Source organism: Marinobacter suaedae (genome assembly GCF_030519635.1).
GTDB classification, from domain to species: Bacteria; Pseudomonadota; Gammaproteobacteria; order Pseudomonadales; family Oleiphilaceae; genus Marinobacter; species Marinobacter suaedae.
In genome coordinates, this window is sequence record NZ_JAUMIS010000001.1 from 914418 (window position 1) to 926919 (window position 12502).

12 protein-coding genes and 1 other RNA gene are annotated in these 12502 nt (G+C 57.4%); 8 read left to right on the forward strand and 5 right to left on the reverse strand.

Going from position 1 to position 12502, the window contains the following annotated elements; translation table 11 throughout:
- Nucleotides 1-35: 35 nt before the first annotated feature.
- Nucleotides 36-1652 carry a sodium-dependent transporter gene (locus tag QVZ43_RS04210; RefSeq protein ID WP_302908987.1) on the reverse strand — a complete coding sequence of 539 codons (1617 nt, stop codon included), beginning with the start codon at nt 1650-1652 and terminating at the stop codon, nt 36-38.
- A 179-nt stretch (nt 1653-1831) separates the two neighbouring features.
- Between QVZ43_RS04210 and smpB the strand changes: the two genes are divergently transcribed.
- Complete coding sequence (gene smpB / locus QVZ43_RS04215) at nt 1832-2311, forward strand: SsrA-binding protein SmpB (RefSeq protein ID WP_223794552.1); 480 nt, start codon at nt 1832-1834, stop codon at nt 2309-2311.
- 134 nt (nt 2312-2445) lie between these two features.
- Nucleotides 2446-3864, forward strand: coding sequence for a WS/DGAT/MGAT family O-acyltransferase (locus tag QVZ43_RS04220; protein ID WP_302908988.1), 1419 nt, complete (start codon nt 2446-2448; stop codon nt 3862-3864).
- Nucleotides 3865-3915: 51 nt separating this feature from the next.
- On the opposite strand, the gene QVZ43_RS04225 is transcribed toward QVZ43_RS04220, so the two are convergent.
- Nucleotides 3916-4605, reverse strand: a complete 690-nt coding sequence (locus QVZ43_RS04225) for a winged helix-turn-helix transcriptional regulator (protein ID WP_302908989.1) — start codon at nt 4603-4605, stop codon at nt 3916-3918.
- Between the two features lie 145 nt (nt 4606-4750).
- Between QVZ43_RS04225 and QVZ43_RS04230 the strand changes: the two genes are divergently transcribed.
- From QVZ43_RS04230 to QVZ43_RS04255, 6 genes are all read left to right on the forward strand, one after another.
- Nucleotides 4751-5311 (forward strand): flavin reductase family protein, encoded by a 561-nt coding sequence (locus tag QVZ43_RS04230; protein WP_302908990.1) that lies wholly within the window; start codon nt 4751-4753, stop codon nt 5309-5311.
- Between the two features lie 37 nt (nt 5312-5348).
- Complete coding sequence (locus QVZ43_RS04235) at nt 5349-6482, forward strand: acyl-CoA dehydrogenase family protein (protein ID WP_302908991.1); 1134 nt, start codon at nt 5349-5351, stop codon at nt 6480-6482.
- A gap of 47 nt (nt 6483-6529) precedes the next feature.
- Complete coding sequence (locus tag QVZ43_RS04240) at nt 6530-7636, forward strand: carboxymuconolactone decarboxylase family protein (protein ID WP_302908992.1); 1107 nt, start codon at nt 6530-6532, stop codon at nt 7634-7636.
- Nucleotides 7637-7800: 164 nt separating this feature from the next.
- Nucleotides 7801-8167, forward strand: a transfer-messenger RNA (tmRNA) gene (ssrA, locus tag QVZ43_RS04245).
- Nucleotides 8168-8267: 100 nt separating this feature from the next.
- Entirely contained in the window at nt 8268-8969 is a 702-nt protein-coding gene (locus QVZ43_RS04250) for a pseudouridine synthase (protein WP_302908993.1), read from the forward strand.
- Nucleotides 8970-9163: 194 nt separating this feature from the next.
- On the forward strand, nt 9164-9922 hold the full coding sequence (locus QVZ43_RS04255; protein WP_302908994.1) for a transporter substrate-binding domain-containing protein: 759 nt from the start codon (nt 9164-9166) through the stop codon (nt 9920-9922).
- A 106-nt stretch (nt 9923-10028) separates the two neighbouring features.
- Here QVZ43_RS04255 and phnE (QVZ43_RS04260) read toward each other — a convergent pair whose 3' ends face one another.
- The 3 genes from phnE (QVZ43_RS04260) to phnC are packed head-to-tail and all read right to left on the reverse strand — an operon-like array spanning nt 10029 to nt 12477.
- Nucleotides 10029-10853 carry a phosphonate ABC transporter, permease protein PhnE gene (gene phnE, locus QVZ43_RS04260; protein ID WP_302908995.1) on the reverse strand — a complete coding sequence of 275 codons (825 nt, stop codon included), beginning with the start codon at nt 10851-10853 and terminating at the stop codon, nt 10029-10031.
- A gap of 2 nt (nt 10854-10855) precedes the next feature.
- The gene (phnE, locus tag QVZ43_RS04265) at nt 10856-11659 is read right to left on the reverse strand and encodes a phosphonate ABC transporter, permease protein PhnE (protein ID WP_223794570.1); all 804 of its coding nucleotides are present in this window, start codon (nt 11657-11659) and stop codon (nt 10856-10858) included.
- Nucleotides 11656-12477, reverse strand: coding sequence for a phosphonate ABC transporter ATP-binding protein (gene phnC, locus QVZ43_RS04270; RefSeq protein WP_302908996.1), 822 nt, complete (start codon nt 12475-12477; stop codon nt 11656-11658). The genes phnE (QVZ43_RS04265) and phnC overlap by 4 nt, the downstream gene beginning before the upstream one ends.
- Nucleotides 12478-12502 lie beyond the last annotated feature (25 nt).

Below are 12502 nucleotides of genomic sequence, written 5' to 3' on the forward strand. Positions count from 1 at the left end.
TGCATCTAAAGACACATCGAACAGATGCGTCAAATTCAGACGCTATGATAAAGGATCTCGTCCTGTTTGGGAGCGCGACGATCAGATGCCGGCTCCTGTGGGGATTTCCGAGCCGGTGTGTCCAGCTCATCTTCAGACGGCGGGCGCAGGATCGGACCGCTTTGCACAGCGTCGTTGTCGCCCGGCGTGTCGTCCAGTCTTTGGCCCTCGATTTCAGTGAGCACTGAGGGCTGACCGCACCAAAGCCCTTCACTACCCGAGTCGCACAGGTAAGCAAGTGACGACACCATGTACTGAACACCAATAAACAGAACAACTACCGGCACCACCAGGCGCATCACCCAATACCAGGTCGCCAGGAACAGGCCTGGCCCCTCACCGAGAATCCGCCGGGACAAACTGCGGGTGAGCTTCCAGCCGAAAAACACGGAGATGAGGATGGCGACGGTCGGAATCAGCAAGCCGCCGGTCAACAACTCTACCCAACGGAACAGCGTACCGCCGGCCAATCGCTCTCCGGCCCAGATATTGAAGGACAGCAAGGTCCCCAGGCCGGCAAACCAGGCCAGCGCGCCAATCAGAAGGGCCGACCACCCCCTCGGGGCCCCCGTCCACTCCCGGAACCAGCCGACAATAGGCTCCATCAACGCCAGTGAGGTGGTCCAGACAATGAGCACCACCATCAGGAAAACGCCGGAGATCACGAACTGACTGGCCGGAAGCTGCCCGAGCGTCACCGGCAGGGAAATAAACAGCAAGCCAAAGCCCCGCTCACCGTCCAGAAGCCCACCCCCGTCGGCAGCCACGGAGAACATCATCATTCCCGCGACAATCGCGACCAGCGTATCGATCAACACCACCGCCAGCAGGGATCGCTTGAGGCTGGTTCCAACCGCGGTATAGGCGCCAAAGATGGTCCACACCCCCATGCCTAGCCCCAGGGTGAAGAAGGCTTGAAACAGGGCGGCACGTACACTCTCAAAGGTAACGTCTTCCGGATGCATGGCGAGGATCTGGCTAACCGCGCTATCCACCCGGCCATGCCAGGCAGACAGGGCAAACAACCCCAGCATCAGCAACAGGGTGAAGGGCACGACCACTCGCAGTGTCCGCTCAACACCTCTTACCACGCCCTGCACCGAGACCCAGATCACCAGCATCATGAACAGGGCGTGCCAGGCCATAAACAGTCGGTATTCTTCCGGATCGGAGACGAGGTGGGAAAGCACCCAACCAGCCTCTATCTCATCCGCTCCGCTGAAGCGTCCCAGGGCACCGAAGAAGACATACGCCAGGGCGATAGCCCCAAATACCGCGGTAAACGAGAGCACGAGGAAAGCAGCGATCACCGACAGCCGCCCCGCCAGAACCCAGGCGCGGGACACCTTGGCACTGCGGACAAATCCGTCCATCGCCAGCACAATGCCATGGCGGGCATAACGTCCTACGGTGGATTCGGTCACCATGATGGGGAGGGTTACCAGAAGCAGGCACCCCAGGTAGATAAGAATGAAAAGACCGCCGCCGTGGAGGCTGGCCAGATACGGAAACTGCCAGAGATTCGCCAAACCAACGGTGGCGCCAACCCCAGCCCAGAAGAACGTCGATTTACGGGTAAAGGACCCAATAGATGTCTGATACGGCGTAGGCATTCGTGTCCCTGATCCAATCTTACTGTTCATTGTAACGGAAGGATTCACGAACGCACGACCACCGGCAGACAATATCGGCGAATTCGTGACCGGTCTGGCACTCCTGAGCTACAATGCGCCCTTTGCCGGCTCCGTGCCGGCCCATTCAGTCATTTGTCTGAACCCGGATTAACTGATTCATGAGTAAGAAAAAGCCCGGAACTCCGAGCTCAACCATCGCCCTGAACAAAAAGGCGAAACACGAATACCACATTGAAGAACGCTTCGAGGCGGGTCTTGCCCTTCTTGGCTGGGAAGTGAAATCCCTGCGCGCCGGAAAGGCCCAGCTTGTGGACGCCTACGTGCTTCTGAAAGACGGGGAAGCCTGGCTGCTGGGTGCGCACATCACGCCGCTGAGCACGGCGTCGACTCACGTGATTGCCGACCCGACCCGCACTCGCAAACTGCTGCTCCACGCCAAGGAAATTGCCAAGATTGTCGGCCAGGTCAACCAGACCGGACACACCTGCATCCCGCTGGCTTTGTACTGGAAGAAAAACAAGGTCAAATGCGAAATTGCCCTTGTGAAAGGCAAGAAGCAGCACGACAAGCGCGCCACCGAGAAAGAGCGCGACTGGAATCGCCAGAAGCAGCGCATCATGCGCGACGCCAACGCTTAAACGCGGATTTTCCGACCGGAGCGTGACCCACATCAACTGCGACACCGGCCAGTGTGTCGCATACTCATTCTCTTTGCGGCCGGTTTTTCGGGCTCTATACTCGGGCCATGGAATACCCGGCAAAGGGAGTGTTTATGTCAATAACAAGAACCCCCATGACCTCCGTAGATCGTGCCTGGTTGCGCATGGATTCACCGGAAAACCCCATGATGATCTGCGGGGTTCTGGCGCTGGACCGGCAGATTTCCATCAACCGCCTGAAGCACACGATCGAGCAACGCCTGTTGTGTTTTGATCGATTTCGCCAGAGGGTGATCGACAAGGGCGAGCGGGCCTACTGGCAGGAAGACCCTCTGTTCCACATCGACAACCATCTGCACCAGATCGCCCTCCCCGGCCATGCCGGCAAAACCGAATTGCAGACCCTGGTCAGTGATCTCAACAGCAGTGCACTCGATTTTCGTCGACCGCTTTGGCAAATGCATTACATTGACAACTATGAATCCGGCAGTGCGGTCTTGCTGAGGGTTCATCACTGCATCGCCGATGGCATATCTCTGGTGCGGGTCATGCTCTCCCTGGCGGACACAACACCCGAGCCCCGGCTACGGCGCTCCGCCAGCAGAAAAACACCAGCACCCTCTGCCGGATCCGGATTACAGAAAACCCTACACAGAGCGGTGGACAGTGCACTGATGGCCGCGGAACAGACTCGGTTATTTCTTAGCGAAATCCGCAAGGAACCCAACTATCCGATGAAGCTGGCATCAGCCGCAGGAGGCATCGCCACTGATCTGCTCAAGCTCGGGCTCGCCCCGTTTGAACCCGCCACCGGATTACGGCAACCCCTGAGTGGCCGCAAACAGGTGGCCTGGGCCGAACCGCTGGATCTGGCCGAAGTCAAAGCCTGCGCCAAGGTGCTGGGGGGCACCATCAACGATGTTCTGATGAGCACTGTCACGTGCGCCCTGCAGCGGCACTTCAAGGCCCGGAAAGAACCCATACCCGAGTGCGGGCTGCGCGTCGCCGTGCCCTTTAATCTTCGCCCCCTGGATCAGCCCATCCAGACCCTTGGCAATAAATTTGGACTGGTCATCGTGCCACTGCCGGTTGAGATACAGGACCCCATCATGTGTTTCAACCAGGTTCGCGAGAACATGAACCGCCTCAAACATTCCTACCAGGCGCAGGTCACCTACAGCCTGCTGGACCTGTTTGGCCGCGGGCCAGACATCCTCGAACGCCGGGCCCTGGACCTGCTCAGCAACAAGGCGTCTGCCGTGCTGACCAATGTACCCGGCCCCAAAGAACCGCTGTATTTCGCCGGCGGCAAGATCACCCAGCCCATGTTCTGGGTCCCCCAAAGCGGCACCATTGGCATCGGGCTGAGCGTATTCAGCTACGCCGGTACGGTTCAGTTTGGGGTGACACTGGACAAGAACATCCACGCCGATCCGGACGAAGTGATCGCTCATTTCCAGGAGAGTTTTAAAGCGCTCAGCCATGCAGCTCTGGCTGGCCGGGAGGGCCTGATAAACAGGCAGGCGGGATAATTCTCCGGGCAGGATTTACCTGCCCGCTACGACGCTTAAACCGGAATTCAACTAGGGGCTCGCCGCATTAGCAGGACGAATCCCCGCATAGGGGCCAACGGGCATCCAGTTTTCGACGTTTCTAGCCAAAGATGAAGCCCCCAAAGCCTTAAACCTTTCATCTGCAATGGCTTGCCGATAGGTGGTGTCCCCAAGCCAAATTTCGATCATGGTTTTAAGACTGGTATTGAGATAGACGTCCACCTCTTTACCCGGGTCGTGGACACACACATCCACTTCCTCACCTTCCACCACCAACCACCAGTTCGGGAAAGCATCCACATCATCGAAGTTAAAACGGATAATGGTTTCTCGCCCGACCAGCTTGTGGACATCGATATGCCGGGGCAAATGCAGCATGAGCAGGTCCAGGTCGTAATCCTCTTCAGTCATCTGCCCCCGGGCCCAGCGCATGCCCCACTGGGAAAGGTGGTCAATCACCGGCATGAGCTCCGAGCAACACTCTGAGGGGAAGTACTCGTACCCTTTCTGGCCCGGTATTTTCTTCTTAATCACCAGCCCCTCTTCCACCAGGGTATTCAGGCGGCGAGTAAGCATCGTGGGCGACATCATCCGAAGCCCCCGCTGAAGCTGGCTGAATCGAGTTGAGCCCAGAACGAGCTCCCGAACCAGCAACAACGTCCAGCGCTCACCCAGAATCTCCATCGCTTTGGAAAGGGGACAAAATTGGCTGCTACTCATAATACCGCTGCCCTCCTGACAGGGTGCCGGACCGGTGCTTAGGCAAGTATCAAAACAGTAGTGGGTTACTACCATTTTTGTAGTGGGTTACTACCGTTCGTGAAGTATCTCGGCCAACACCCGACTCATATAGTGACACTGACAAATGAAACACACCGAGGTTCTTGTCATGTGCCACTCAACCATCAACACCACCAACCCAACCGATACCAAACAGTATCGCAGCACGCTGGGCCGCTACCCCACCGGGGTAGCTGTTGTCACCATGCAGCACGAAAGCGGGCATTACACCGGAATGACCATCAACAGCTTCTGCTCGCTGTCACTGAGCCCGGCGCTGGTCAGCATCTGCATTGATGATCGCTCTCCAAACTATAGCAGCTACTACCACTGCAAAGGATTCACGCTGTCCTTCCTGAGCGCCGACCAGGCGGCGATCGCCACATTGTTTGCCACCCGCGGCGCCGACAAGTTCAGCAACATCGATTACTCGCACCCCGAAAACCAATTCGCACCGGCCATCACCGATGCGATCGCGATTCTGGATTGCGAAACCTACCGGCGGATGCCCGTCGGTGACCACCTCATGCTGGTGGGCAAGGTCAGGCACTTCCAACACTCTGACCAGGCCCCACTGGTATTCGAACAAGGTCGGTTTACCGGCATTACCGACCACCAGAACCCGGCCCAACAAACGGCCGCCTAATAAGAAAAACACAAACAACCGTAACAGGAGAATGACAATGAAACAGTCAACCCAACTTTTTGATCGTCTCGAAGGCATCACCAGCATTTATGCCGCCAACGGCCAGGAGGCCGATAACAGCGACCGTTTCTCGGTCGAGAATTACCAGCTGCTCAAGCAGCACAACATCTTCTCGGCCATGGTGCCGGAGGATCTGGGTGGCGGCGGTGCCAGCTACTCAGACATGTGCCAGCTACTGCAGCAGCTGGCGGGCCTGCACCCCGCCACCACCCTGTCGCTGTCCATGCATCAACACATTGTGGCGGCGAACCGCTACAACCACACCCAGGGTCGCCCTGGGAAAGCGTTGTTGGAAAAAGTTGCCGCCAACGAGCTGGCGCTGATTTCCACCGGTGCCGGTGACTGGCTGGCCTCCAATGGCACGCTGACCAAGACCGAGGGCGGCTACCTGATGTCCGCCACCAAGCACTTCGCCAGTGGGTCCCCCGGCGGTGACGTCTTTGTGACCTCCGCGCCCTATGAAGACCCGGAAGACGGCTGGATGGTGTTCCACTTCCCGGTGTCCACCAAGGCTGAAGGCGTACAAATCCTGGATAACTGGCGCCCCATGGGTATGCGCGGCTCGGGTTCCAACTCCGTCGTCATGAAAGACGTGTTTGTCCCCGAAGAAACCATCGCGGCCCGCCGGCCCCGCGGCGAATACCACGCCATGTGGTCCGTCGTTCTTCCCGTCGCCCTGCCCCTGATCATGTCGGTGTACTGCGGCATCGCGAAAAAGGCGGCCGAAAAAGCCAGGGAACGCTGCAAGCAAAGCCAGGACCCGGTCACCCCTTACCTGCTGGGTGAAATGGAGAACGCACTTACCACCGCGGACATCACGGTGAAGGACATGATCCGCATTGTTGATGACTTTAACTTCACCGCCGACCTGGACACGGTGAACGAAATCGTCAAACGCAAAACCATTGCGGCGGAAGCCTGCAAGGAAACCGCACGCAAAGCCGTCGAAGCCTGTGGTGGCCCTGGCTACCTGCGTGACTTCGGCATCGAGAGCCTGCTGAGGGATGTCATGGCGTCTCACTTCCACCCACTGCAAGAGAAGCGGCAGCACCTGTTTACCGGCTCCCTTGCGATGGGCCAGGAACCCCCAGGACAAGCCTTCCAGAGCTAACCCCTCTGGAAGGTTCTCTGAAAACCATCGAGTGAAGGAGAAGAGTCATGGCTTTATTACCGGAAACCACTCGTCTGCGCTTGTTCGACAAGCTTTCCATCCAGACCATGCGCTACGTGCATGCCGTGCCCTACGATAAAGCGACGGGAGCGCTTAAAGAGATGTATGAGCAGGTCAATCGGGATTTCTTCATCAACGGATCCCTGACCGCTCGTTCCAAAGTCACGAACCTGTTTGCCGCGGCATGGGTCATCGGCCGGGAAGCCATCCTGGTGACCGATGAACTGGACCGCACCACCAAGGAAGCCATCGCGGCAGTACTGTCCAGTATCAACGACTGCCCTTACTGCGGCGAGATGCTGATAAGCCTGGTTCATGCCGGGGAACGCTCGGACGATGCCATGAAGATCTTCGACCAGGACGAAGAGGCCATCGAAGATCCTCAACTGAAAGCAAGGCTGGCCTGGGTCAAAGCCATGGTCCGAGCCGACGACGCGGTCCCACCCATGCCGTTCTCGACCCAACAGTTGCCGGAGGTTATCGGTTCCATCACGGCCATGAGCGACATCAACCGCTTCAGCCATATTGTGATGGCCGGATCGCCGGTCAAGGTGCCCTTTGGCGCCACAGCACTCAGGAAGGCGGCACTGAAAGTGTTTGGGAACGAGCTCAAGCCCAACCACCACAGACCACTGAGCAAAGGCACCAGCCTACACTTCTTGCCTGCAGCCACGATGCCTTCGGACCTTAACTGGGCCAACGGGAACCCGAGAGTTGCCCAGGCGGTGGCTCGCTGGGCGGCGATGAGCGAAGAGGAGGCAACCGCGCTCATTTCTCCTGAGGTGAAACAGCGCGTCCACGCTAACCTGCGAGCATGGGATGGCAAGCCCATGCCCATGGGGCGCCACTGGGCGGAAAGGGAAATCGAGGGCTTGGCAGGGAAAGACAAGCGAATCGCCAGGTTCGCCTTGCTGCTGGCCAAGGCCCCCTGGACGATTGACGACAACATGGTCACCGACATCCTGGCCATCGCCGGCAACGAAAAAAACTTCATCCGCATACTGGCCTGGAGTTCCTACGCATCGGCCCGCCACCTGGCCGGTAGGATCGCCCGATCCATTCCGGAAATGAACCAACTGCCCCATGTGGCGTAAACGCCCCGCCATCAAGCCACCCGAACCCGCTGAACAGTGTTTCGGGTGGCTCGTTTTTCCCAATGTTTTGTGGTCCGATGGGTACAACTACCGACCGCCAAACACGGGCCAGACAAAAACAACCCTTGAAGTACAACAAACCGGCCACATATACTGAGACATAAGGGGACGACATGGCTTCGACGCTGGTGACGAACCCTTGGGTGCATGTCGAGATGGCAGCCAATCTCGTAAATCAAAAGCTGCAATTAAATAGTCGCAAACGACGAAAACTACGCACTGGCGGCCTAAGGGCCTGCCAGTCGTCCCGGCTAGGATGCCTGTAACCTAGTAGCAACATCCCGGGACGTCATCGCTAACAGGATGCTCCGTTAGTCAGATCCCACTGGCTGGCGGCTAAGATTAAAGGGATCGCCTCTTGCACCCTGGCCTTCGGGTCGCTTGAGGTTAAATCAATAGAAGGACACTAAGCATGTAGATCTCAAGGCCTAGTGCTGGCGGACGCGGGTTCAATTCCCGCCGTCTCCACCAAACGCCAAAAAGCCCCCGACTTCGGGGGCTTTTTTCGTTATTGAGGACAGCGGTCTGTTAGCATCGCGCTTAGCAGCAACTCGAATCAGCCTGGAATCTCTTGAAACTCTCACGAATCCTCAGCAACCAGAATGGCGTCAGTCGACAGCAAGCCATAAGGACCATCGCCGCCGGGCAGGTCTATGTGGACGGCGAGGTCTGCACGGATGCCGCTAGGGAGGTGTCACGTTTCGAGAGTGTGGTTGTCGGTGATCAAGTCATACAGCGGGCGGTTGCCGCCCACTATCTGATGCTGAACAAACCCGCCGGATACCTCAGTGCCACAAAGGACAAAACACATCCAACGGTGATGGAACTGGTACCCGGGGAGCTACGCCCCCACCTTCACATTGCCGGGCGCCTGGACCGGGCCTCTACCGGCCTGCTCATTATGACCAACGACGGCAACTGGTCTCGACGGCTGACAGAACCCGCCGTCAAGATACCCAAGGTCTACCGGGTAAAAACCCTCCAGCCCATTAGCAAGGAGACAGAACAACGGTTTGCGGAGGGCATATGGTTTTCCTGGGAAGGTCTCACAACCTCGCCCGCGGCAATAGAACAGCTAGCCCCCTGCGAGGCGCGAGTGACCATCTTTGAAGGACGCTACCACCAGGTAAAGCGAATGTTCCATGCCGTTGGCAACCGGGTCACCAGCCTGCACCGCGAACGTATTGGCGGTATCACCCTGCCGGCCCAACTGCCCCAGGGCGCCTACCAGAGCCTGACGCCGGCGCAGGTAGCGTCAGTACGGCGCCGTTAATTACGAAAACACTCCCAAATTCGGCCGCTACCATTCACTCGATGTGTGAGCACCCCATCTACCTCTCCGTGATTAGATAATCCATCACAAAGCCCTGCTCGTTCCCCACAAATATCGGTTTTTTCGACTAACAGAAGCCCGCTCGATGTAGATAGGATTGGAATTATTCGTACCCTATTCAGGAAACATAATCCATGAGAACTCTGCTTCTGACTTTTTTTGCTCTCACCCTTTCCACCCCATTCGCACTGGCGCGGGATGCAAAACCGCTACGAGTTGGAATGGACGTTCCCTACGCACCTTTTGGCGTGCGCGGTCCAGACGGTGTGCTGACAGGATTTGAAGTCGATCTGGGCAATGCCATGTGCCAGGAAGTCACTGGTCAGGACTGCGAGTGGGTAGTACAGGCATGGGACGGCATCATTCCGGGACTGCTTGCTCGAAAGTACGACCTCATTATTTCTTCCATGACCATAACCGCAGAGCGTCGCAACGCTGTGCTGTTCTCTGAGCCCTACTACGCTACCCCCTCAGCGTTCTTCACCCGGGCTTCGTCGGAGTTTGATCTAAGCAATACCAGCAACACTCGTATCGGCGTTCAGCGCGGAACCAACCAGGAACGCTATGTGGCGGAAATTCTTCCGGACGCAGAAGTTGTTCGCTACACCACGACAGACGACATGTACCTCGACCTGATTGGCGAGCGCCTCGACGCCGTTATGCTCGACGCTCCTGTCGGTATTCAATGGGCTGAGGACGACACCAAGGTCGTGCAGAGCGGCGACTTCATCAAGGAACCGGCACGGATTTTTGGTGAGGGTGTGGGCGTGGCCATGCGCAAGCGCGACAGAAAGCTAGCGGAACAGGTTAACGCTGCTCTCGACAAGCTGAAGAACAACGGTGTCTACGACGAGCTGATGGCGAAGTATTTTAGCTTCGATATCAAACTCTGACGTCGCTTTCTCCACCAAACAAGAAAAAGCCCCCGGTCTCGGGGGCTTTTTTGTTTCCTTTACTCGGCAAGACCAACTTACTCCAGCCTTGCTGAGGCCTCTGAACTTACTTGTTCATAATATGCGCCCGAATCCGCGCCGAGATGGCCTCGGAGAAGATCACGGTGAGCAAGATGGCCAGGATGATGAGAGACACCTGCGGCCAGGCCAGGGTGTTGAGGGAGGAAGACAGCTGCAGGCCAATACCGCCCGCACCCACCAGGCCCAGTACGGTGGAGTGACGAATATTCACATCCCACCGGAACACAGCCACCCCAACGAAAATCGCTTTCACCTGAGGCCACACCGCATAAGCCATCACCTGCAAGGGCGAGGCGCCCGTTGCCCTGATAGCCTCTACTGGCGTGGTGTCGATTTCTTCAATGGCTTCATAGATCAACTTTGCAAAGAAACCAATGGAACGAAGCGAGATGGCAACCACACCTGCCAGCACACCAGGCCCCAGAATGGCGACCGTCAGCAGAGCCCAGATCAGGGAATTGATCGAACGGGATGCAACGATGAACACCATGCATATCGGGCGAATGATGTAACGCGATGGGGTGGTGTTATTGGCCGTCAGGAAGGCCATGGGAACACCAAACAGGATCGCGATCCCGGTGCCGATGGTGGCGATATTGAAGGTATCCCACAGCGGCTCCCAGAGTTCGTTGATGTATTCCCAGCGCGGCGGCATCGCCCGCGTGAATATATCCTCGGCAATACGCGGCGCATCGAACACGAAGAACCAGGTGGTGGCCTCCGAGATGATCTGCCAGCAGAGTACAAACAGTACCAGCCCGGCCAGCCAGCCCGACCAGATCATCAGGCTGGTTTTCAGGTCATGGTGCTGCCATTTCTTGGTGTCATCACTTAAAAACTTTACCGCCATGTTTACTGCACCTTAACTCGTAGCCAACTGGAGGTGTATTCCGCCATCAAGACCAGCGCGATGATGATCAGGATGATCGCCGCCGCCGTGTCGAACTCGTAGCGGTCAAATGCGGTATTCAGGGTTGCCCCGATACCACCGGCCCCGACAATGCCCAGTACGGCCGATTCCCGGAAGTTGATATCCAGCCGGTACATCGACAGCCCGATGAATCTTGGAAAAACCTGCGGATGGATGCCGTACAACACCCACTGCGACCAACTTGCGCCGGTCGCGCGAATGGCTTCCGACTGGGACTTGCTGACATCCTCTATTCTTTCCGCCAGCAACTTGGCGAAGAAGCCGATCGTCGCGAACGCGAGAGTCAGGAAACCGGCAAACGGCCCGAAGCCAAAAATGGCCACCATCAGAATGGCAACAATGATTTCCTGCAAGGCCCGCGAGAGCGCAATGATGCCACGGCAAACCAGATAAACCGGCGTTGGAGCCAGGTTCTTTGCTGCGCCCAGGCCAATGGGAACGGAGATCAGAATGCCCACCACCGTTGAGGCAAAAGCCATCACCAGGCTTTCATAAATGCCCTCGTAGATATCATTCCAGCGAGTCGTAAAATCCGGCGACGAGAACGACAGAATGAACTCCTTGGCTCTGGGTAGACCATCGATCACCCGCGCCCAGTTCACTTCCATGCTGCCAAGAGACAACACCACATAGAGCGGCACACCGACCCAGACCAGCGCCCGAAGCCAGGTTCGCTTGATCATCGGTGGGCGACGCCACCTTTTCAATTGAACGGTATCAGTCATTCCTTCTCCACCGCGTATGCTTCTGGGGTCTCTGCTTCGGATACGCCTTCGTCGCCATCTTTCCGGACGGTGGCGGACCAGTCTTCTTCACCGTAGATTTCGGTAAGCACTTCCGGTGTCAGGCCTTCGGGCGGTCCGTCATAGGCCACCTGCCCTGCTTTCAGGCCAATCACCCGTTCCACAAACTGCTGGGCCAGGGCCACGTCGTGAATGTTGATGATGGCAGCAAGGTTGCGCTCGTGACACAGATCCTGAATCAGGCGCATCACCTGGCGGGCGGTTTTCGGATCGAGAGACGCGGTGGGTTCGTCCACCAGCAACAGACTGGGGTTCTGGATCAGGGCACGGGCGATACCGACCCGCTGGCGCTGACCGCCAGACAGGGCATCGGCTCGCTTATCTTCGTAGCCGGGCAAGCCTACTTTCTCCAGCAAACCGAACGCATCGTTCTCGGCTTCCGGACCAAACTTACGGAACAGGCTCCGCCAGAACCCGACATAACCCAGTCGACCGGACAGGATGTTTTCCATCACAGTCAGGCGTTCCACCAGGGCGTAATCCTGGAAAATCATGCCCATCTGGCGGCGCACCTGGCGCAGCTTTCGTGTGGGCATCGCGGTGATGTTCGTCCCGTTTAAACTGGCGGTGCCGGAGGTGGGGTCCACCAAACGGTTGATACAGCGGATCAAGGTCGATTTGCCTGCGCCGGATGGTCCAATCAGCGCGACGACCTGCCCTTTCTCAATGGTGAAACTGACGTCCTTCAGAGCGTAATCACCAGACGTATAGGCTTTGGACAACTTCTCAAGTTCGAGCACGAATTCATTCCCTAACAAACAGGCT